The organism is Notoacmeibacter sp. MSK16QG-6, from assembly GCF_024158145.1.
GTDB lineage: Bacteria > Pseudomonadota > Alphaproteobacteria > Rhizobiales > Rhizobiaceae > Notoacmeibacter.
The window spans coordinates 1,268,749-1,288,499 of record NZ_JAMYXM010000001.1 but is presented as its reverse complement, the minus strand read 5'-3'; the positions used below and the strand labels follow the sequence as shown (position 1 = coordinate 1,288,499).

Sequence of the window (19,751 nt, the reverse complement as noted above, 5' to 3'; positions counted from 1 at the left end):
TCTACTCCGGCACAGTCCCGTTCTCTTTCAGCACAGCGCCGGCGAGATAGAGCGAACCGCAGATCAGGATGCGCGGCGGCACATCGTCGATTTCCTGGTTATCCGCCAGAAGGCGAAGCGCGTTGGAGACCGAGTGGATCGGCTCGGCCGGCAGCCCCGCTTCATTGGCCTTCGCCGCCAGTTCGTCATTGGGCACGGACGCGTCGGTCTGCGGCACTGGCACGGTGAACACACGCTTCACCAGCCCCGTAAACTGGCGGAAAAAGTTCGTCTGGTCCTTCGTGTCGATCATGCCGGCGATCATGAAAACGGGCCGGTCGTCGATCTCGTTGCGGGCCGCAAGCTCTTCGGCGACGGCCTGCCCGGCAGCGGGATTGTGCCCGCCATCCAGCCAGATCTCACAATTCTCCGGCGCAAGATCAACCAGCTTTCCGCGCGACAGACGTTGCATGCGGGCGGGCCACTGTACGCTCTGCATGGCCCGGTCGACGGCGCCATGGCCGATGTCGAAACCGGCGCTCCGGACCGCCGCGATGGCCGCCGCCGCATTGGCCAGCTGGTGCCGGCCCAGAAGGCGCGGCATGGACAGATCGAACAGCACGTCGCCATCCTGATAAACGAAGCGGCCCTGATCGGGAAACGCCACGAAATCCTGCCCATAGACGCTGGTTGGGCATTCCAGCCGGTCCGCCGTTTCGACCAGCACGTCGCGTGCGGCATCCTGCATCTGCGCGCCGATGACGACCGGGCAGCCCGGCTTGATGATACCAGCCTTTTCGGCGGCGACCAGTTCGACGCGGTCTCCGAGCCACGCCGTATGGTCCAGCGCGACCGGCATGATCAGGCTGGTTGCCGGGCGCTGAATGATATTCGTCGCGTCGAAGCGCCCGCCAAGACCGACCTCGATCACCGCGACATCGGCCGGATGCTCCGCGAACAGCACGAACATGGTCGCGGTGAGCAGTTCGAAGACGGTAATATGCTCGCCGCGATTGGCGTCTGCGACCGGGTCGAGGGCATCGGCCAGCGTTTTGTCATCGACGAGCTGGCCGCCACCGCGCCCGCCAAGGCGAAAGCGCTCATGCCAGCGGACCAGATGCGGCGAGGTGTGCACGTGGCAGGAAAGCCCTGCCTCCTCCAGCATGGCGCGGCAGAAAGCCGATGCGCTGCCCTTGCCGTTGGTTCCGGCGATGTGAATGACCGGCGGCAGATGCATATGGGGATTGCCCAGCCGCTCCATCAGCCGGCCGATCCGGTCGAGCGATAGGTCGAACCCTTTCGGGTGAAGGCCCATGAGATGCGCGATGGCCCGCTCGGTGCGATCGTCCGTCCGGTTGGGGTCGGTGTTGACGTCCATTGCGTCAGGCCGCCGCCGGCTCATCCGCCGCTGGCTTGTCACCCGCTGCCGGGACAAAGTCGTTCTGACCTTCGGGTTCGAGTGCGGCGTCATCCATCAGAGGCGGCAGTTTCAGCAGAATCCGCAGAATGCGGCCGATCGTCGGCCGCAATTCGTGGCGCGGCACCACCATGTCGAGCATGCCGTGGGCCTTCAGATATTCGGCGGTCTGGAAGTCGTCGGGCAGCTTTTCGCGGATTGTCTGTTCAATGACCCGCTTGCCGGCAAAGCCGATCACCGCACCCGGCTCGGCGATGTGAATATCGCCCAGCATGGCGTAGGAGGCGGAGACGCCGCCGGTCGTCGGGTTGGTCAGCACGACGATATAGGGAAGGCCCTTTTCGCGCAGCATGTCCACAGCAGCCGTGGTGCGCGGCAATTGCATGAGTGACAGAATGCCTTCCTGCATGCGCGCGCCACCGGATGCGGCGAACATGATGAAGGGCCGGTTGAACTCAATGGCTTTCATGATGCCGGTCACGATGGCCTCGCCCGCGGCCATGCCGAGGGAGCCGCCCATGAAGGTGAAGTCATGGCAGGCGACGACAACCGGCACGTCCTCAACTGAGCCAAGCGCCACGACCACGGAATCGTCCAGGCCGGTTTTGCTGCGATATTCCTTCAGACGCTCGGTATATCGCTTCACGTCCCGGAATTTCAGCGGGTCCTGCGGCACGGAGGGCAGCTGCAGCCGCTCATACCACTGATCGTCGAGAAAGCTCCTCAGCCGCGCATCGACCGGAATTTTCATATGGTAGCCGGAGGAGGGAATGACCCAGTGGTTTTCTTCCAGTTCCTTGTGAAAGACCATTTCGCCCGTCTCCGGACATTTGATCCAGAGATTGTCGGGAATGTCGCGCTTGCCGAACATCGAATTGATGCGCGGGCGTACGTAATTGGTGATCCAGTTCATGCTTTGCCTCCGGCTGATCCGGCTCCCGGCGATGGTCGAGTGACCGCTTTAGTGTCACACGTAGGACTGGCCAATGCCAATGACAAACATGGCGTTGTTCAGACCGATTATGCGCTGACGACCGTGCGGGCCGACGCGCAACCCCTCGCAAGGCCGGTAACGAGTGTGGAGACGGCATCGGCGGCCGCCTCTGGCGATGGCGCGGCGGCCATGGCCGAAACGATGGCCGAGCCAACGACGACGCCATCCGCCGCAACACCGATGGCGCGGGCCTGTTCTTCCGTCTTGACGCCGAAACCGACGCAGACTGGAAGGTCAGTATGGGCCTTGATGCGTTTCACCGCCTCGCTGACACCGCTCGTATCTACTGAAAGGTTCGATCCCGTGATGCCCGTCATCGAGACGTAATAGACAAAGCCGGACGTGTTGGTCAGCACCTTGGGAAGGCGTTTCTCATCCGTAGTCGGCGTGGCGAGGCGGATGAAGTTGATGCCGGCATCGCGCGCCGGGATGCAGAGTTCCTCGTCCATCTCCGGCGGCAGGTCGACGACGATCAGACCGTCGATCCCGGCGGTTTTCGCGTCGGCCAGGAAGCGGTCGACCCCATAAATATAGATGGGGTTGTAGTAGCCCATCATCACGATCGGCGTTTCGTCGTCGTCTTCGCGAAAACGGCGGGCCACTTCCAGCGTTTTTGGCAGGGTCTGTCCGCCCGCGAGCGCCCGCTTTCCGGCCATGTCGATGGTTGGGCCGTCCGCCATCGGGTCGGAAAACGGCATGCCGAGTTCGATCACATCGGCGCCGCTCTTCGTTAGGGCAGCCATGACGGCATGCGACGTTTCCATATCGGGATCGCCGGCCATGAAATAGGTCACGAGTGCAGGCCGGCCCTCTTCGCGCAATCTGGCGAAGCGGCGGTCGATACGGGTCTGGTTCATTTGTCGGCTTTCGTTTCTTCTTCCACCCAGTCGCTATATTCCGGCGTCGGCGTCACCGGCTCGTGGCGGATGATGGCGGGCAGGTCGTAATCGTGCTGCTCGGCGATAAAGCCGGTGAGTGCGTCGGCACGGGCCGCGCTCGTCCTGAAGATGACGAGAGATTCCTTCTCATGGGCGATCTGCCCTTCCCACCAATAGAGCGAAGTAACGTCATCGATGATATTGGCGCAAGCCGCGAGCCGCTCGGCGAGCACCTCCTGCGCTAGCTTCAGCGCGGTATCGCGCGAATGGGTGGTGACGTGAACCTCGATCATGAACTCAATGGACCCAATCTCTTCTTCGGAGGGATTTTTTTGGAAATACCCAAAACGTCACGGTTAAGAATAAAATTTCTATACACAAATGCGTCTGATACATTCCGCAAAACTCGGATATCATCGCCTTTTGGTTGCCAAGCCCGGTGTATGGATGCATTACCCGCCTCCACCACGGTTTCTAAGTTAATTTTCTCCTCAGCGCCAATTTTGCCCAGAGACACAAGCTTACTGAGCTTTCCTGAAAAGGATAGTGAACTATCTGCACCTAAAAGAGTAGATCCGTAATCGAATATAGTCCTAAACCCGACCGAGGCAAAAAGAAGACTTCCGGCGCTCAGAGCATCGTAAGTTTGCGTTGTAACTTTAAAGAGCGTCTTATCTACGTACAGAAGCTCTGGTAGCCATTTTGGTGATTCATGACCGTCGGGAGAAACTTTCGGAAACTGTATCTGCGTTACCTCCAATTCCTGTTCGCCGTCCGCGGAAATATAAAAAAATTCGCTATCTGCTGATCGACGAACATAAACAACACTTTCGCATCCGGCACATTCTAATATAAAGTGATTTATATAAATATCTGTTTGTTCAAATTTGAGAGCCTGATCATAGGTCGCCTTAACATATAGCCATTTGTGTGTGCCGCATTCTGGACAGTCAGCTCTAAGCCTATCGGCAGAACTCATGACAGATCGAACCCCAGCATCTTGCCGACAGTGAAGACGTCCTTGTCACCGCGGCCGCACAGATTCATCACGATGATCTGGTCTTTGTCCATCTTCGGCGCGCGCTTGATGACCTCGGCCAGTGCGTGGCTCGGCTCCAGGGCCGGGATGATGCCTTCGACGCGCGTCAGAAGCTGGAAGGCCTCCAGCGCCTCGTCATCCATTATCGGCACATAGTCCACCCGGCCGCTCTCCTTCAGCCAGCTATGCTCCGGCCCGATGCCAGGATAGTCGAGGCCGGCGGAGATGGAGTGACCTTCCTTGATCTGCCCGTCGCCATCCTGCAGCAGATAGGTGCGGTTGCCATGCAGCACGCCCGGCGATCCGGCTGTGAGCGAGGCGCAATGTTCCTCGCCGTCGAGGCCCTTGCCGCCGGCTTCGACGCCGACGATCTGAACGCTCTTGTCGTCGAGGAAGGGGTGGAAGAGGCCAATGGCGTTAGAGCCTCCGCCGACTGCCGCGACCAGCATGTCGGGCAGACGCCCTTCAGCGGCGTGCAACTGCTCTTTCGTCTCCGCGCCGATCACGCTCTGAAAATCACGGACCATCTCCGGATAGGGGTGCGGACCGGCGGCGGTGCCGATCAGATAATAGGTGTCCTCGACATTTGTCACCCAGTCGCGCAGCGCCTCGTTCATCGCGTCCTTAAGCGTGCCGTGACCGGCGGTGACCGGATGAACCTTCGCGCCGAGCAGCTTCATGCGGAAAACGTTGGGCGCCTGCCGCTCCACATCGGTCGCGCCCATATAGACTTCGCAAGGAAAGCCGAAGCGCGCGGCGACCGTGGCCGAGGCAACGCCATGCTGGCCGGCGCCCGTCTCGGCGATGATGCGCGTCTTGCCCATTCGTTTGGCGAGCAGGATCTGGCCGAGGCAATTGTTGATCTTGTGAGAGCCGGTATGGTTCAGCTCGTCGCGCTTGAAATAGATTTTCGCCCCGCCGAGATGCTCGGTCAGCCGCTCGGCGAAATAGAGCGGCGATGGCCGGCCCGTATAATGGGTGTTGAGGTGCTTCAGTTCGTCCTGGAAGCCCGGGTCGGTCTTGGCCTTGTCCCACTCTTTCTGCAGATCGAGGATCAGAGGCATTAGCGTTTCGGCGACGAAACGGCCGCCGAAAATGCCAAACATGCCCTCCGGGTCGGGCATGGCGCGGAAGGAATTGGGCGTCTGGGGAGAATTCACGGGGCGCGGACTTTCACTGGAACCGGAGATCGGGTCACATTGCCGCATATTAACGGCAGGCTAAAGGCGCGTTCTAGCGAAAGCGGCCAAAGGGAGCAACGGGAGCGTTGCCCGGATTGTCCGCCGGCTAGGCTGTTGATGTGCCGCCTACGGCGTAGTGCTGGATGGTCGGACCGAATATTTGGACGATGTCGTCGCGTGGCATGGCGGAAATAGGCGATAGCTCAAGAATATACCGACAGAGCGCCAGTCCGAACAATTGGCTGACGATCATGCCTGCGCGGCGTTCGGCATCCAGCGGGTCGATGCGGCTGATAAGAGGAATGACCTGCTGGGCGAATATCTCTCGGATCTTCGTTCGGGCTTCCTCATTGTGAGCCGACGACCGCAGAAGGATGGCCAGCCCTAGGTCTCCATCCTCATTTTCCCATAGATCGAGAAAATGTTCGATCAATAAGCGACCGATATCATCGCCGGGAAACGGTCCGAAGTCTTGAAAGCGAAGGTCGACGACCGTCGCGTCGGCAAATAATTGCTCTTTCGAACCGAAATATCGGATGATCATCGAGGGATCGATGGGCACCGCTTCGGCAATTTGGCGCACCGTCGCGCCATCATAGCCCCTTTCGAAAAACAAGCGTCGTGCCGACGATAGGATCGCCCTGCGGGTGCGTGCCGACTTAGATTCCCGTCTCTTCTGAATCTCCATAGCGGAATTTTGCCAACGCACGTTGACAAAATCAAGTCAGCCTTACTAGGTGAAGTCAACACATGTTGACTTTTAAGCAGGGACGGCGCCATGAACCGGGAAGAGACCGATCCAATCACGCACCGCGACCTGATCTTCGGCGCGGCCATAACGATTGTGATGGCGACTTTTTTCGTCTGGTTTGGCGGGTTGCCGCTTCTTGGCACATTTGTACCCGGGCTGATTTTTGCCTGGGGACTGCTGTGGAAGATGAAACAGCAGAAATCACTGCCAGATGGGCCTGGACTCTACCCCCTTTATTTCGGGGCGCTGGCTTGGCAGTTCATCCATTTCACCGAAGAGTATCTGACTGGGTTTCGAACACGCTTTCCGGAACTATTCGGCAGTGCCGCCTATTCGGCTGAGTTTTTTGTCGAGATCAATATGATCTCTTACAGCGTCTTCGTGCTCGCGTTCATACTGGCGTTCGAGGCAAAGAAACGCTTTCTTCTAATCCCAGTCCTGTTTTTCACGGTCTATGGCGCAATCGGTAACGCGATCGCCCATACCTACTGGGTTTTTACGACAGGCGACTATTTTCCAGGATTTTTGACAGCACAACTTTACTGGTTACTTGGGCCGCTATTGCTTGCGCGATTGATCGGCTCCGTTCGGTTGGCAATCCAGACCACAATCGGCTTCGCCGTTGTGCTCATGGGCTCTCTAGCCTTGACGATGAACTAGGATCGCGATCATCGGCGCATACACCCATCGCGATATGGGTGTATGATTTTCTCGTATAGGCAGTCGCCTAAAGTCAGGCCGCTTCAGCTTCGCGGATGGCGGCGAAGAAGGCGCGGATGCGGTCGGGGTCTTTCACGCCTGGCGCGCTCTCCAGCGCTGACGACACGTCGAGACCGCCCGGCGAACAGGCCTCCAGAGCAGCGCCGACATTTTCCGGCGAAAGACCGCCCGAAAGGAACCAGTCGCCTTTAACATTCCTGAGGATCGACCAGTCGAAAGCAACGCCATTGCCGCCAGGCAACGCGGAGCCTTTTGGCGCTTTTGCGTCGAACAGCAGCCGGTCGGCGATCTCCGCATATTCATCGATCCCCGCCAGATCGTCAGCGGTTTCGACAGATATCGCCTTCATCACCGGCAGTTCGTAGCGGTCCTTGATCTCATCCACGCGCCACGGCTCTTCCTTGCCGTGAAGCTGCAGCATGTCCGGCGAAATGGCTTCCACAATGGCGTCCAGCATGCCGTCGCCGGCATCGACCGTAACCGCGACAACCTTGACGCGCTGGTCCTTGGCGCGCTTGGCAAGCTCGCCGGCATGGGACGGGCCGACATGGCGCGGAGATAGCGGATAAAACACGAAGCCGACATGACTGGCGCCCGAGGCGATGGCGACATCCACCGTCTGCTCGGTGCCGAGCCCGCAGATTTTGACATCCATCGATTTTTGCTCCGACCCGTAAACAAGAAAGAAGCGCACCCGTCCCATCGAACGAATGCGCAACGCTAATCTATGCTTTTCCACATTGCAGTGCAAGAAAACAGGCCGCATGGCAGCCAGAACCGTGCGGCATGGTGAACGGTCGCAGTCAGCCGCCGCTGAAATCGACGGCTTGCAGCCGCCCGCCATGCTCTTTCAGCCAGGCTTTCGCTTCATCGACGCGGGGGCACAGATCGCGGCATTGCGCCCAGAAGCGCGGCCCGTGGTTCATCTCAGCCAGATGGGCAACCTCGTGGGCGACCAGATAATCGATCACGAAATCGGGCGCCATCATGATCCGCCAGGAAAAGGAAAGGGTTCCATCCGCGGTGCAACTGCCCCAGCGGCTGCGCGTGTCGCGAAAGCGCACCGCCTTGATCGGGCGACCCAGCGTCCGGGCGTGTCGGCGCGCGAGCGGCACCATCATCGCCTCCGCTTCCCGGCGCAGAAAGTCACCGATGCGCTTGCGTAGAGCCGCTTCGGGACCGTGAACCACAAGGGTAGGTTCAGCCGCCTCGTCATCGTTCAGTTGCGGTAGGCCGCGCAGCTTGCCGGAATGGGCGATGCGATAGGTTTTGCCCCGGAAGGAAAGCTCACCGCCATTGCTTAGCGTGCAGCCATCATGCCGGTCGAGACGCTCGGCCAGCCAGCCGGCATTGCGCGCCAGAAAGGCATCGATTTCCCTTTGAGAGACCTGCGGCGGCGCCGTGACCCGCAGCGACCGGCCGCCCGGCACGATCCGCAGGATCAGGCGTCTGGCGCGCGGATTGCGGTGAATGGCGAGGGGCAAGGCCCGTTCGCCGACCGAGTGCAGGCGTTCTTCCTTCTTTGTCGAAGGGGCGCGGCGCTGAAAAAGGAGAGGCGAGGCGGCAACCATGCCGTGCACAATAAAGCGATTCGGTTCCAGGAGGTTAACGGGAACTGACGGCTTTTTGTCTCGGCTCAGCCATTTGCGGTCCGCATCAGGAGCGCGGCCAGAAAAATAGCGGTCGCGATCACGAATGGCAGGACTTTTGACCACGCGACCACCCTATCGTTTGGGCGACCGACATTCGCCTCGCGCCGGAAATATTTGACGTCGAAGGTGAGCAGGACCCAGAAGAGCTTCTGAATGCCCCGCCAGATCGTTGAAACGATGACGTTGAGTATGAAATCGAGCACCATTCGGATGATGAAGATCGTGATACGTCCAGGCTCGTCCATCTGCCCTCTTTACCGTCCAAGCCCTAAGTCAAGCTAAACGAAAGGGGCCGGATTCGTTGGAACCCGGCCCCGATCGTTGATTCGTGTGGCGCAGCGTTTAGCTGGCGTAAGCGCCGCCGGGCAGATCACCACCCTTTTCGGTCTTTTCGTGTTCGACCGTCTTACGCTCGCGGCGCGCCGCCATGAAGGAATCGAACTCATCCTTGTCGCGGGCCATGCGCAATTCGCGCATGTGGGAGTCGAATTCGCTACGCATCTCGTCCAGCTTGCGGCGTTCTTCGGCCAGACGCTTCAGCTCTTCGTCGCGCCAGGCGTCGAAGGCGACATTACCCGTCGAAGGCGCCGCAGCGGCGCGGGCTGCACGGCGGCAGCCGGCGAAGACGCGGTCGGTCGCGCCATTTACGTCTGTCCTGAAGGCTTCCAGCCGGTCGCCCCACAGAATGAAGGCGAGCATGGCAAGGCCGAGCGGCCACCAGAGCATGAAGCCGATAATCATCAGCGCGATGGTCGCAGGCGTCCAGGCCGGACGGATCAGGGCATTGGGTTTCATCGAAAGCCATCCTTTCTTACCGGCGGCCGCGCGGGTCGGGGGTTTAAGAAAGGAAGCGGCCGCTTCATGACTTATGAGGTGGGAATTGCGCAAATCCGATTCAAGATTTCACACAGCGAAATCGGACGAGGACTTGACGATTATTGATCCTCCACTTGCTCGGCCATGGCGTCGCAAACCCTCAAAAGCAAGGCGATGTCCTGCTCGCGCGATAGCCTGTGATCGCCATCCTTGACGTAAGTGAGGGTCACATCGTCGGCGGGCAGCCGTTCCATCAGATCCTGCGCCGTCTGCCATGGCACGTCCGGGTCGGCCATGCCCTGGATGATGTGTACGGGGCAATGCGTATCGATCAGGCCGTTCAGAACACGATTTTTGTCGCCATCATCGAACAACGCCTTGGTAAAGACATTTGGGTTCGGGCCGTAAGGGGTTGGCACTTCGTGGCGTCCGGTCTCTTCGAGCACCCTCTTTTCGCTCTCAGTCAGTTCCTGTTCGAGCATCCGCGCGGTGAAATCCGGCGCAGGCGCCAGCAGCACAAGACCGGCAATCCTAGACGATCCGGCCCTTATTGCCTCCTGCACGGCGCGCAGCGCGATCCAGCCGCCCATGGACGAGCCGACGAGGATGAGCGGTCCCTCAGTGAGGTCTTTCAGGACAGCCCGCGCCTCGCCAAGCCATTTGGAGATCGTGCCCTCTTCAAACGCGCCACCGGATTCGCCGTGGCCGGAATAGTCAAACCGCAAAAAGGCGCGGCCGCCCGCTGCGCAGTGGTCGGAGATCGCCTGAGCCTTGGTGCCGGTCATGTCGGAGCGGAAGCCGCCGAGCCAGACGAATGTAGGTGATGTGCCGGCGATACGCCGCCAGGCGATGGGCGCGCCGTCGATGGCAAGCTGCCCGTTTTCTTCCGGCATCGGTCGATTCCCTTTGCATTGCTTTAGGGGTGAATTCTTTTCCGGGCCGTGTTATGGAGAGCCACCGTCGTCATGGCAATCTGCAATTCCTATATAGGGATAGTCGTCATGGCATGCGCTTCGGCGCGGCCCGGCGGCAAGTAATTCGTAAGTTCAACGGTTCAGGAGACCACGACCATTCGCAGACCTTTTCGAGCGCCGCCCCCCACGAAAGAGGGTCCACGCGCAAATCAGGAAATCCGCGTTCCCTCTGTCATGCTCATCGACGCAGAGGGCGAAAATCGCGGTGAAGTGCCCACCGAAGACGCAATCCGCATGGCGGAAGAAGCTGGCCTCGATCTTGTCGAGGTTCAGACGAACGCCAAACCGCCCGTCTGCAAAATCCAGGACCTCGGCCGGCTGAAATATCAGCAGCAGAAGAAGAAATCCGAAGCGCGGAAGAAGCAGAAAACCATCGAAATCAAGGAGGTGAAGATGCGGCCCAACATCGACACCCACGATTACGATGTGAAGATGAAGGCGGCAAAGCGCTTCTTCGAGAACGGCGATAAGGTCAAGGTCACGCTGCGCTTCCGCGGCCGCGAGATGGCGCACCAGGAGCTCGGCATGGAATTGCTGAACCGGGTGAAGGAAGACACCGTCGATATCGCAAAGGTGGAGGCCGAGCCCAAGCTTGAAGGCCGCCAGATGATGATGGTTCTTGCGCCGCGTTAGAGCGGAATTCGATTTTGGATGAGTGGCTGAAGCCCGTCGCATCGTTGCGGCGGGCTTTTCATATGTGGAAGGTGGCTTGGCAGATGCCGCAGCGTCATTAAGGCAATTTCAATGTTCTGGGCCAATTCTGACGACGGCACCGCCACATTGTGTGCCGGTTGGCGGCATGATGCCGAGCCGTATAGCCGCCTTGCGGCATGTTTCTTCATTTAAACGATCCAATCGGGTTTCCGATTCAGCGACGCCGATGGCGCCTGAATAGGAACAGGCTGGTGTGGGGACGCCATGCGCTGCCGGATTAGGATCGGGGCCCGGAAACAATATTGCCGGCGGTCGCTCAGAACACCGATCACTCAGAGGGAAAATTCATGAAACTATCCGCTATTGCTTTCGTTACCGCCGGCTTTGCGGTCGGCCTGCCCGCTGTCGCTTCGGCCGAAGGTATGCATGTGGAGCCGATCAAGGCCTACGTTTCGGAAAATGTCGACGGCTGGTTGAACGATCCCGTCGTCATCAAGGCGATAAAGGCGCAGAATGAAGCCCACGCCGACGCGACCCAAGCCGATATTGACGAGATGGACGGCAAATGGCGCGAAGAGACCGGCGCTTCTGCCAAGCCGATGATCGACAAGGTTCTAGCCAACGACCTTTCCGCCTTCCTCAAGCAGCGCAAGGACGAATCCGCAGGGCTCATCAGCGAAGTCTTCGTCATGGACAATAAGGGCCTCAATGTCGGCCAGAGCGATGTCACCTCGGATTACTGGCAGGGCGACGAAGCGAAATTCCAGAAGAGCTACGGTGAAGGCGCCGAGGCCATCTTCGTCGACGAGATCGAAGAGGATGAATCTTCCCAGACGCTGCAATCCCAGGTCTCCAAGACCATCGTCGATCCGCAGTCCGGCGAAGCTATCGGTGCGATAACCGTCGGCATCAACGTCGACAATCTTTGAGAAAAACAGGCCGATGCCGGTTCGTATCGGGAGGTTCGCATGACAGATATTACTTATGACGAGGACGAGGCGGTCGAGGGAGACGGCAACGTCCCGTTCCGTCGGAGCCTGCTGGCGAAGATCCTCGGCACGATCACCGTGGTGTGCGTGCTCGGCGCTTTGGCGACCGCTCTTTTCAACTATCCCATCGTGCGAAATGGATACGAGCTTTCGCAGGGCATGATGCGCAATGTGGTGACTGGCCAACTCGCTTCCAGCGTGGCCGGCGCCATGCGCTGGCAGAAAGCGGACGTCGTCGCCGACACTTACAAGCCGCTGATAACCGACCAGTCGGAAATCCGCGCCGTGCTTGCGCTTGCGCCTGACGGTACGGTCGTGGCCAGCTATCCGGCCGAAGGAACGATGGCTTCCGATGTCCTGAGCATTTTCTCAGAATCGGGGGAAGCCATCATGAAACCGGGCGAGCCCTTTATCGCGGATGATCTGATGGTCACGGCGTCGCCCGTCATGAAAGAAGGAGAGGGGGATCTGTTCGGCCATATCGTCATCGCCTGGGGAACGGATGCCATGGCTTCTCAGACCATGACGGTGTTCTGGAGCATCGTTCTTGTAGGAAGTCTTGCCGCCCTGATCACAATCGCTGTCATCGGCGCGGTGGTGAACCGGCAGGTGACGCGGCCGCTTCGATCCGTCACGGAGCGAATTGACGGATTGACCAATGGCGATCTGGATTCGGCAGTGCCGTGCGGTGAACGAAAGGACGAGATCGGCACGATTGGACGCGCCCTCGAATTGCTACGTCACTCCGGTCATGAGCGCCTTCGCCTCGAGGGCGAGGCAGCCACGCAGCGCGCGGAAGCGGAGGCGGAACGCCAACGGGGTACGGAGGACCGCGATCGTTCGGCCAAGGAACTCGGCACGGCTGCCGACTGTCTCGGCAAAGCCTTACGTCGATTGGCAGAAGGCGATCTCACGACGCGTGTCGGTACCGAACTGCCGGAAGCCTATCGCCGGCTCGGCAACGATTTCGACGCGGCGGTGAGCCAGCTCGAAGAAGCGATTGCAGACGTATCCGGTGGCATCATCAAGCTAAAATCCGGCATGTCGGAAATCGCGAACGCCTCCTCCGACTTGTCCAGCCGCACGGAAAAGCAGGCTGCGACGCTGGAGCAGACGACGGCGACGGTCTCCGAAATCACGTCCAAGGTAGATGAATCGGCCCGCGGAGCGGAAGATGCGGCGACCACGATGAACAAGGCGAAGGCCGATGCCGAAGCAAGCGGCGAGATCGTCTCGCGGGCCGTTTCGGCGATGGGCGATATCGAGCAGTCTTCCAAACAGATCTCGGACATTATCGGCGTAATCGACGAAATCGCCTTCCAGACCAATCTCCTGGCGCTGAATGCCGGCGTCGAAGCCGCCCGCGCTGGCGAGAAGGGGCTGGGATTTGCGGTCGTCGCTCAGGAGGTCCGCGAATTGGCGCAACGCTCTGCGGAAGCGGCCAAACAGATCAAGAGCCTGATCTCAATCTCGTCAAGTCAGGTCGACGATGGGGTCGTGCTTGTCCGCCAGACGGGCGATGCGCTGCAGCGTATCGTCCATGGAATGGGCGACATAAGTGGTCTCGTGGAAGGAATTTCCAGCTTTTCGCGCGAACAGGCTATCGGTCTGAAGCGGGTCAATGAGGCGCTCGTTCAACTCGATCAGGTTACGCAACAGAACGCAGCCATGTCCGAAGAGGCGACCGCAGCCACACTGGCTCTGACAGGTCAGAGCGATGGATTGGCGCAGGCCGTTGCCCGTTTTCGTGTCGAGGAACATGCATACGACGACGATTTCGCCGCTTCGCCCGATCGCCACGCGGCCTGACAATTAAAAGAGCCCCCGCCGGTTTGATATTGGCGGGGGCTTGTTTCATTGCGATCATCAACGACCGAGTGTCGCGAACGGATAGTCCGTATAGCCCTCTTCCCCACCGCCATAAAACGTATCCTGATCGGGCGCATTGAGTTCGGCCCCAGTCAGCCAGCGGCTCGGCAGATCGGGATTGGCAAGAAAGTCACGGCCGACAGCCACCGCATGGCACCAGCCCTCATCGACATATTTCGCCGCATACTCGGCATCGTATGCGCCGTTGGCTACATAAAATCCGTTCCAGTGCTGGCGGATGGACTTCAGCACTTCGGCATTTTCATTCGACCGGTCCGCGCCGGCAAAGCTTTCGACGAAATGCAGATAGGCGAGTTCCCGCTTATCCAGTTCGGCGACTAGGTACGAGAAGATCGCTGTTGGATCGTCTTCCTGCACATCATTGGCTTCACCGAGTGGTGAGAGGCGGATACCCACCCTGTCCGATCCGATCTCCTGGACGATGCGGTCGACCACGCGCAGGGTCATGCGACTGCGGTTTTCGATCGAGCCGCCATATTCGTCATCGCGCCTGTTTGAGGCCGAATGCAGAAACTGGTCGAGAAGGTAGCCATTGGCCGAATGCACCTCCACCCCGTCGAACCCGGCCGCCATCGCACATCGCGTAGCATGAGCGAAGTCTTCGACGATCTGATCGATTTCGTCGAGCGAAAGAGCGCGCGGCTCGGACACGTCAGCAAAACCATCATGCGTGAAGGTCTTGGCGTTAGCGCGAATGGCGCTCGGCGCGACTGGCTGTTCGCCTTTGGGTTCGATATCGACATGCCGGATGCGGCCGACATGCCAGAGCTGGCAATAAATGCGGCCGCCGGCGGCATGGACTGCGTCGGTGATTGCTTTCCACCCTTCCACATGGCTGTCGGCGTATATGCCGGGTGTTTTGATGTAACCTTTCCCGAGGGGATTGATCTGTGTGGCTTCCGAGATGAGAAGGCCGGCAGAAGCGCGTTGGGCGTAGTAGGTCGCGGTGGTACTCCAGGGTGTACCGTCGTCATGGGCGCGATTGCGTGTCAGCGGCGCCATGAAAACCCGGTTAGGGACAGTGAGGTGACCCATTTTGTGGGGCCGAAAAAGCGTCTGCAATGGCGTGGTGGCCATGGAAAATTCCTTTATTGTAGGGAATGGATAAGCGGTCCTGCCCTAGATGGGTGGTCACGCTGGGAAATCGATGGCCAGACCGCTCTCTAAGGGGTGACGCTGCGTCGCGATCAGGTGGACGATAGCGTCCGGTCTTGCCCAACGGCCAGCAGCTCATCGGACGAATTTGCCACAATGTCGGAAAGAGCGACGGAAAGTTCGCACGTCAGACCTTCCCGCGCATAATCTGTCGAGACCGACTGGTCCGTCGCCCCGGTGATCCCGTATCGGATCAGACGGGAACCGAAGCCCTCGCGACTGGGTGGAGCGATGGGCGGTCCGCCTCTTTCTTTCCACTGCAACGTCATGCGACCCGGCCCGCCATCCTCGACGGTCCAGCTGAGTTCGACATGACCGTCCGCGCTGCTCAACGCGCCGTATTTGACCGCATTCGTCGCAAGTTCATGAAGGATCAACGACAGAGACAGGGCGGCCGGCGCCGAAAGTGCGATGCCCGGCCCCCGGCAATGAAGGCGAGAATCGCTATCCTGATAGGGACGTAGCGCGTTGCTGACGACGGTCGCGATGTCCGCCCGTTCCGAAGACGTCCTCAGAAGAACCTCGTGCGCACGTCCAAGCGCCGAAAGGCGGCGTCCGATGTCGTCTTTGGCGCTTTTCAGATCCGTGGCAGAACGCAGTGATTGCGACACGATCGACTGCGCCATCGCGAGTGAATTCTTCAGACGATGCGAGAGCTCGCGATTTAACAATTCACGCTGGGTCTCGGCTCGCTGTCGCGCGAGTGTGACCTGAACGCGGTCCGCCACGGCATGAGCGAAATTGAGATCGTTCTGGTCCCAGTCCACTGGCCCGTCATTATGGGCAAACATGACAAGAACCAGCTTGCCATGCTCAACGATTGGCACATTCAAAAGCACATTGATGCCGATATCGAGAAGGGCCTGCCGTGCACCGGCAGTGCGCGGATCGTCCTCGACATCTTCGATGAAAACCGTCCTGCCGGCCTTTAGGTCGTCGATGAACGACCCATAGCTGCGGAAATGATGTATTCCCGCAATCGTTAGAACGCCGTCGCGCCGCCACTCATCGGGTATCGCAACGGTCTCTTCCAAATTGTTGACCATCCCGAACCCGACACGGCTGGGTGACAGGACATCGGCGACAATGTCGGTAGCGGCGCGAACGATGCTTTCCATGTCCGGCAGGTCACGAAGCTTGTCGCCCAGTTCGATGAGCGCCCGTTTGCGCATGTCGGATGTTTTCCGGGCGGTAATGTCCAATATCACGCCGGGAAACCGCACCGCCTTGCCATGATCGTCGCCGTAACACCGCCCGCTGGCCGTCACCCAGAGCGGGCGTTTGTGGTCGCCGTCGTGTCGCTTGATACGGTAATCTTCCAGAAATGAGCCGCAACGGTCGACGGCCTGCTGGACTGCCTCGCTGACCCGCTCGCGATCGCGCGGATCGACACCTTCCATGAAGCTGGAGAGATGTTCGCCCCGTTCCGCGTCATCGGGATCGACACCGTAAATGTCAGCAAATTGCCTGCCGGCGTAGAGGCGGTCGTTTTGCACGTCCCAATCCCACCAGCCGATGGCGCCCGAGGCGTCCATGACAAGCGAAAGTTGTTCGGCGAGAGAAGCGGTCGGCCCGTGAGCGGGATAGCGGGCGGCGGAGGGGCCGCTATCGTCTTGCCTGGCTCCAACCGAAAAGAAACTGCTTCCCTGACCCTCAACGCCCTTGCCGGCGAAATCAGTCGGGGACATCACCAGACCACTGGCGTCAGATCGGCGAGGACTTTATTGAAGTCGGACGGCAAATAAGGCTTTGCCATGAACCGCGCCCGCTTGGGAAGCGCCGATGGCTCCAGAAAATGACGTCCGGAGGCGACGATCACCGCAATAGGAGGCCACCGCTTGGCAACTTCCCTGGCCAGTTCAAGGCCATCGGAACTGCCGGCCAGATTGATATCGGTAAAGAGAATAGCAATGTCGTCGCGGCGCTGCAGGATCTCGAGCGCCTCACGAACACAGGTGGCTTCGACAGGCTCGTAGCCGGCATCGGCGACCATGTCCGACGCGTCCATCAGAAGCAGAGGTTCATCCTCGACGATTAATACGGCCTTCCTTTCACATGAAGGCGGGGGAGTTGCGGTTGCCATTACTCACATCACATCGAACTGGTTTGATACAATTGAACGCATTGCAAGCGCGCCGGTTCCCGTTTTTTTGCGGCGCGGCATCAAATGGATTGGCTTCAGGCTTCGGTCCGTTGCCTGAACGTATTTGGCCTTGCGTCGCGGCCGGGCTCGCGTTATGAGCCCGCGTTCGGAACCGGCCGGCAGGGCATGCCGTGGCGGTTCGAAATGCTAAGCCCGATCGTTCGTCGCTTTCGGGTCGGCTTTGAGGGCCGGCAATGAATGGTCATTGCCGCACCCACCGATAAAGGAGAGCAAAATGCCCAAGATGAAGACGAAATCGTCCTGCAAGAAGCGGTTCAAGATGACCGCACGGGGCAAGGTGAAGGCGCAGGCTGCCGGCAAGCGCCATGGCATGATCAAGCGGTCTAACGACTTCATCCGCGATGCGCGCGGCACCATGGTGCTGAGCGAGCCGGATGCCAAGCTCGTCAAGATCTTCATGCCTTATAATCGCTGATCCCATCCCCGAAACAGACTGACGCAGGAGAACGAAAATGGCCCGCGTGAAAAGAGGCGTGACATCGCACGCCAAGCACAAGAAGACCATCAAGGCCGCCAAGGGTTTCTACGGCCGCCGTAAGAATACGATCCGTGTCGCCAAGCAGGCCGTCGAACGGTCGATGCAGTATGCGACGCGCGACCGCCGCGCCAAAAAGCGCAATTTCCGCGCTCTCTGGGTCCAGCGCCTCAACGCCGCCGCGCGTGAACACGGTCTGACCTATAGCCGTCTGATCGACGGTCTGAACAAGGCCGGCATCGAGATGGACCGCAAAGTCCTTTCCGATATGGCGATCCACGAACCGGATGCCTTCGCGGCCGTTGTCGCCCAGGCCAAGGATGCACTGTCCTATCTCAAGGACGGCAACACCAACGAGTATGAGCGCGCCGTCGGCGCCTAAGCGCCCGCACCCAATCGACGCGGCTTGAACCGCGCTGCGCTTTCTGACAGGACAAACCCGCGAACGGCATGGCTGTTTGCGGGTTTTTCGCGCCGGTAACCTGACGGGCGCTCAGCATTGGACGAATTCATGGACGACTACGCAGCTCTTCGGGACGAAATCATCGCTTCGGTGGAGGCGGCGGCAGATGAGCCTGCGCTGGAAGAGGTGCGCGTCTCGGCGCTCGGCAAGAAGGGGCGCGTCTCGGAACTTCTCAAGGGGCTCGGCAAGATGACGCCGGATGAGCGGAAGATCGCCGGCCCCGCGCTCAACAACCTCAAGGCCGAGATCAACGACGCCATCTTGGCGCGGCGCGGCCTTCTGCGCGATGCGGCCATCGAGGCGCGGCTCGCCTCCGAGACGGTGGACGTCACGCTGCCTGTCCACCCGGCGCCCTCAGAAGCTGGTCGTATCCACCCGATCAGTCAGGTGATCGACGAAATCACGGCCATTTTCGCCGATCTCGGCTTCGCCATCGCCGAAGGCCCGGACATCGAAACCGACTATTACAACTTCACCGCTCTGAACTTCCCAGAAGGCCATCCGGCCCGCGAGATGCACGACACCTTCTTTTTCCAGCCAGACGAAAATGGCGAGCGCAAGCTGCTGCGCACCCATACCTCGCCGGTGCAGATCCGCACCATGGAGGAGCAGAAGCCGCCGATTCGCATCGTCATTCCCGGCAAGACCTACCGTCAGGACAGCGACGCCACACACTCGCCAATGTTTCATCAGGTCGAAGGGCTGGTGATCGACAAAAGCGCCAATATGGCCAATCTGAAATGGGTGCTGGGGGAGTTCTGCAAGGCCTTCTTCGAGGTCGATCACGTGGCGATGCGCTTTCGCCCGTCCTTCTTTCCCTTCACCGAACCGAGCCTGGAGGTCGACATCCAATGCGACCGTTCCACCCCCGGCGAAGTACGCTTCGGCGAGGGCGACGACTGGATGGAAATTCTTGGCTGCGGCATGGTGCATCCGAACGTGCTGCGCATGGCCGGTCTCGACCCCGATGAATATCAGGGCTTTGCCTGGGGCATGGGGATCGACCGCATCGCCACGTTGAAATACGGCATGCCGGATTTGCGCGACTACTTTAACGCCGATGTGCGCTGGCTCGCCCATTATGGTTTCCGCCCGCTCGATATGCCGACCCTGTTCGGCGGATTGAGTCGCAATTGACGTCGGTCGCGAACGGCCGTTGCCGCTGTGGCGCAGTCCGTTTCGAACTTACAGCCAAGCCGCATTTCGCAAGCTATTGCCATTGCGAGGACTGTCGACGAGCGACGGGGGCGCCGGTCGTCGCCTTTATCGGTATCTATGACAATGAAATTGAATGGCAGGGGAAGGTTGACGGGGAGTATGGCGAGCCGCCCGTAACTCGCTTCTTCTGCTCGTCCTGCGGTTCTCCCATAGGCTATCGCGATGATCGCCTGGCAGGGCGGATCTATCTTTATACGGCAGCGTTGGACGAGCCGAGCCGCTTCGCACCGACGGTGCATGCCTTCTGGCCGGAGAAACTTTCCTGGCTAATGCTGGAAGACGATTTGCCGAGAAACAAAACGACAAGCGTTCGGCGCTAGGGCAGCCGATCGGAGGGTGAAT

Annotated in this window: 23 protein-coding genes; 8 read left to right on the top strand and 15 right to left on the bottom strand. The window is 59.6% G+C overall.

Going from position 1 to position 19,751, the window contains the following annotated elements:
* Position 1 precedes the first annotated feature (1 nt).
* From NIM86_RS06165 to NIM86_RS06135, 7 genes are all read right to left on the bottom strand, one after another.
* The gene (locus NIM86_RS06165) at positions 2-1,357 is read right to left on the bottom strand and encodes a folylpolyglutamate synthase/dihydrofolate synthase family protein (RefSeq protein ID WP_253380047.1); all 1,356 of its coding nucleotides are present in this window, start codon (positions 1,355-1,357) and stop codon (positions 2-4) included.
* A gap of 4 nt (positions 1,358-1,361) precedes the next feature.
* Positions 1,362-2,309 carry an acetyl-CoA carboxylase, carboxyltransferase subunit beta gene (gene accD, locus NIM86_RS06160; RefSeq protein WP_253380045.1) on the bottom strand — a complete coding sequence of 316 codons (948 nt, stop codon included), beginning with the start codon at positions 2,307-2,309 and terminating at the stop codon, positions 1,362-1,364.
* 107 nt (positions 2,310-2,416) lie between these two features.
* A complete protein-coding gene (gene trpA, locus NIM86_RS06155) occupies positions 2,417-3,247 on the bottom strand; it encodes a tryptophan synthase subunit alpha (protein WP_253380043.1) in 831 nt (276 codons plus the stop codon).
* Entirely contained in the window at positions 3,244-3,561 is a 318-nt protein-coding gene (gene cutA / locus NIM86_RS06150) for a divalent-cation tolerance protein CutA (protein WP_253380041.1), read from the bottom strand. Before cutA ends, trpA begins: the two co-directional genes overlap by 4 nt.
* Positions 3,558-4,247, bottom strand: a complete 690-nt coding sequence (locus NIM86_RS06145; RefSeq protein WP_253380039.1) for a DUF4145 domain-containing protein — start codon at positions 4,245-4,247, stop codon at positions 3,558-3,560. Before NIM86_RS06145 ends, cutA begins: the two co-directional genes overlap by 4 nt.
* Positions 4,244-5,431, bottom strand: coding sequence for a tryptophan synthase subunit beta (trpB, locus tag NIM86_RS06140; RefSeq protein ID WP_253380756.1), 1,188 nt, complete (start codon positions 5,429-5,431; stop codon positions 4,244-4,246). The genes NIM86_RS06145 and trpB overlap by 4 nt, the downstream gene beginning before the upstream one ends.
* 163 nt (positions 5,432-5,594) lie before the next feature.
* Complete coding sequence (locus NIM86_RS06135; RefSeq protein WP_256478340.1) at positions 5,595-6,176, bottom strand: TetR family transcriptional regulator; 582 nt, start codon at positions 6,174-6,176, stop codon at positions 5,595-5,597.
* Between the two features lie 90 nt (positions 6,177-6,266).
* Between NIM86_RS06135 and NIM86_RS06130 the strand changes: the two genes are divergently transcribed.
* On the top strand, positions 6,267-6,899 hold the full coding sequence (locus tag NIM86_RS06130) for a hypothetical protein (RefSeq protein ID WP_253380035.1): 633 nt from the start codon (positions 6,267-6,269) through the stop codon (positions 6,897-6,899).
* Between the two features lie 73 nt (positions 6,900-6,972).
* Here the strand turns inward: NIM86_RS06130 and NIM86_RS06125 are convergent, their stop codons facing one another.
* From NIM86_RS06125 to NIM86_RS06105, 5 genes are all read right to left on the bottom strand, one after another.
* Positions 6,973-7,614: a phosphoribosylanthranilate isomerase gene (locus NIM86_RS06125; protein ID WP_253380033.1), complete on the bottom strand. Its 642-nt coding sequence runs from the start codon at positions 7,612-7,614 to the stop codon at positions 6,973-6,975.
* A gap of 148 nt (positions 7,615-7,762) precedes the next feature.
* On the bottom strand, positions 7,763-8,530 hold the full coding sequence (locus NIM86_RS06120) for a M48 family metallopeptidase (RefSeq protein WP_253380754.1): 768 nt from the start codon (positions 8,528-8,530) through the stop codon (positions 7,763-7,765).
* Positions 8,531-8,595: 65 nt separating this feature from the next.
* Entirely contained in the window at positions 8,596-8,856 is a 261-nt protein-coding gene (locus NIM86_RS06115; RefSeq protein WP_253380031.1) for a hypothetical protein, read from the bottom strand.
* Between the two features lie 97 nt (positions 8,857-8,953).
* On the bottom strand, positions 8,954-9,406 hold the full coding sequence (locus NIM86_RS06110) for a DUF2852 domain-containing protein (protein WP_253380029.1): 453 nt from the start codon (positions 9,404-9,406) through the stop codon (positions 8,954-8,956).
* 140 nt (positions 9,407-9,546) lie between these two features.
* Positions 9,547-10,320 (bottom strand): carboxylesterase, encoded by a 774-nt coding sequence (locus tag NIM86_RS06105; RefSeq protein WP_253380027.1) that lies wholly within the window; start codon positions 10,318-10,320, stop codon positions 9,547-9,549.
* A gap of 177 nt (positions 10,321-10,497) precedes the next feature.
* Here NIM86_RS06105 and infC point away from each other — a divergent pair, with 177 nt between their 5' ends.
* The 3 genes from infC to NIM86_RS06090 all read left to right on the top strand — a co-directional run bounded on the left by infC (position 10,498) and on the right by NIM86_RS06090 (position 13,853).
* Positions 10,498-11,034: a translation initiation factor IF-3 gene (gene infC / locus NIM86_RS06100; protein ID WP_253380753.1), complete on the top strand. Its 537-nt coding sequence runs from the start codon at positions 10,498-10,500 to the stop codon at positions 11,032-11,034.
* A 368-nt stretch (positions 11,035-11,402) separates the two neighbouring features.
* Complete coding sequence (locus NIM86_RS06095) at positions 11,403-11,984, top strand: hypothetical protein (protein ID WP_253380025.1); 582 nt, start codon at positions 11,403-11,405, stop codon at positions 11,982-11,984.
* Positions 11,985-12,023: 39 nt separating this feature from the next.
* Positions 12,024-13,853 carry a methyl-accepting chemotaxis protein gene (locus tag NIM86_RS06090; protein WP_253380024.1) on the top strand — a complete coding sequence of 610 codons (1,830 nt, stop codon included), beginning with the start codon at positions 12,024-12,026 and terminating at the stop codon, positions 13,851-13,853.
* 57 nt (positions 13,854-13,910) lie between these two features.
* Here the strand turns inward: NIM86_RS06090 and NIM86_RS06085 are convergent, their stop codons facing one another.
* The 3 genes from NIM86_RS06085 to NIM86_RS06075 form a co-directional block, all read right to left on the bottom strand.
* Positions 13,911-15,011: an alkene reductase gene (locus NIM86_RS06085; RefSeq protein WP_253380022.1), complete on the bottom strand. Its 1,101-nt coding sequence runs from the start codon at positions 15,009-15,011 to the stop codon at positions 13,911-13,913.
* A 110-nt stretch (positions 15,012-15,121) separates the two neighbouring features.
* Positions 15,122-16,777, bottom strand: a complete 1,656-nt coding sequence (locus NIM86_RS06080) for a sensor histidine kinase (RefSeq protein ID WP_253380020.1) — start codon at positions 16,775-16,777, stop codon at positions 15,122-15,124.
* Entirely contained in the window at positions 16,777-17,172 is a 396-nt protein-coding gene (locus NIM86_RS06075; protein WP_256478339.1) for a response regulator, read from the bottom strand. Before NIM86_RS06075 ends, NIM86_RS06080 begins: the two co-directional genes overlap by 1 nt.
* A gap of 295 nt (positions 17,173-17,467) precedes the next feature.
* On the opposite strand from NIM86_RS06075, the gene rpmI reads away from it, so the two are divergent.
* From rpmI to NIM86_RS06055, 4 genes are all read left to right on the top strand, one after another.
* On the top strand, positions 17,468-17,668 hold the full coding sequence (gene rpmI / locus NIM86_RS06070) for a 50S ribosomal protein L35 (protein WP_094075987.1): 201 nt from the start codon (positions 17,468-17,470) through the stop codon (positions 17,666-17,668).
* 37 nt (positions 17,669-17,705) lie between these two features.
* Positions 17,706-18,110 (top strand): 50S ribosomal protein L20, encoded by a 405-nt coding sequence (rplT, locus tag NIM86_RS06065; protein ID WP_253380016.1) that lies wholly within the window; start codon positions 17,706-17,708, stop codon positions 18,108-18,110.
* Positions 18,111-18,239: 129 nt separating this feature from the next.
* Positions 18,240-19,328, top strand: a complete 1,089-nt coding sequence (gene pheS / locus NIM86_RS06060; RefSeq protein WP_253380014.1) for a phenylalanine--tRNA ligase subunit alpha — start codon at positions 18,240-18,242, stop codon at positions 19,326-19,328.
* Positions 19,325-19,729, top strand: coding sequence for a GFA family protein (locus NIM86_RS06055; protein ID WP_253380012.1), 405 nt, complete (start codon positions 19,325-19,327; stop codon positions 19,727-19,729). The genes pheS and NIM86_RS06055 overlap by 4 nt, the downstream gene beginning before the upstream one ends.
* Positions 19,730-19,751: the final 22 nt, after the last annotated feature.

Excerpts from the sequence above, each read along its gene's own strand:
- NIM86_RS06165 (WP_253380047.1), bottom strand. The coding sequence starts at position 1,357 with ATGGACGTCAACACCGACCCCAACCGGACGGACGATCGCACCGAGCGG.
- accD (WP_253380045.1), bottom strand. The coding sequence starts at position 2,309 with ATGAACTGGATCACCAATTACGTACGCCCGCGCATCAATTCGATGTTC.
- trpA (WP_253380043.1), bottom strand. The coding sequence starts at position 3,247 with ATGAACCAGACCCGTATCGACCGCCGCTTCGCCAGATTGCGCGAAGAG.
- cutA (WP_253380041.1), bottom strand. The coding sequence starts at position 3,561 with ATGATCGAGGTTCACGTCACCACCCATTCGCGCGATACCGCGCTGAAG.
- NIM86_RS06145 (WP_253380039.1), bottom strand. The coding sequence starts at position 4,247 with ATGAGTTCTGCCGATAGGCTTAGAGCTGACTGTCCAGAATGCGGCACA.
- trpB (WP_253380756.1), bottom strand. The coding sequence starts at position 5,431 with ATGCCCGACCCGGAGGGCATGTTTGGCATTTTCGGCGGCCGTTTCGTC.
- NIM86_RS06135 (WP_256478340.1), bottom strand. The coding sequence starts at position 6,176 with ATGGAGATTCAGAAGAGACGGGAATCTAAGTCGGCACGCACCCGCAGG.
- NIM86_RS06130 (WP_253380035.1), top strand. The coding sequence starts at position 6,267 with ATGAACCGGGAAGAGACCGATCCAATCACGCACCGCGACCTGATCTTC.
- NIM86_RS06125 (WP_253380033.1), bottom strand. The coding sequence starts at position 7,614 with ATGGATGTCAAAATCTGCGGGCTCGGCACCGAGCAGACGGTGGATGTC.
- NIM86_RS06120 (WP_253380754.1), bottom strand. The coding sequence starts at position 8,530 with ATGGTTGCCGCCTCGCCTCTCCTTTTTCAGCGCCGCGCCCCTTCGACA.
- NIM86_RS06115 (WP_253380031.1), bottom strand. The coding sequence starts at position 8,856 with ATGGACGAGCCTGGACGTATCACGATCTTCATCATCCGAATGGTGCTC.
- NIM86_RS06110 (WP_253380029.1), bottom strand. The coding sequence starts at position 9,406 with ATGAAACCCAATGCCCTGATCCGTCCGGCCTGGACGCCTGCGACCATC.
- NIM86_RS06105 (WP_253380027.1), bottom strand. The coding sequence starts at position 10,320 with ATGCCGGAAGAAAACGGGCAGCTTGCCATCGACGGCGCGCCCATCGCC.
- NIM86_RS06095 (WP_253380025.1), top strand. The coding sequence starts at position 11,403 with ATGAAACTATCCGCTATTGCTTTCGTTACCGCCGGCTTTGCGGTCGGC.
- NIM86_RS06090 (WP_253380024.1), top strand. The coding sequence starts at position 12,024 with ATGACAGATATTACTTATGACGAGGACGAGGCGGTCGAGGGAGACGGC.
- NIM86_RS06085 (WP_253380022.1), bottom strand. The coding sequence starts at position 15,011 with ATGGCCACCACGCCATTGCAGACGCTTTTTCGGCCCCACAAAATGGGT.
- NIM86_RS06080 (WP_253380020.1), bottom strand. The coding sequence starts at position 16,777 with ATGTCCCCGACTGATTTCGCCGGCAAGGGCGTTGAGGGTCAGGGAAGC.
- NIM86_RS06075 (WP_256478339.1), bottom strand. The coding sequence starts at position 17,172 with ATGGCAACCGCAACTCCCCCGCCTTCATGTGAAAGGAAGGCCGTATTA.
- rpmI (WP_094075987.1), top strand. The coding sequence starts at position 17,468 with ATGCCCAAGATGAAGACGAAATCGTCCTGCAAGAAGCGGTTCAAGATG.
- rplT (WP_253380016.1), top strand. The coding sequence starts at position 17,706 with ATGGCCCGCGTGAAAAGAGGCGTGACATCGCACGCCAAGCACAAGAAG.
- pheS (WP_253380014.1), top strand. The coding sequence starts at position 18,240 with ATGGACGACTACGCAGCTCTTCGGGACGAAATCATCGCTTCGGTGGAG.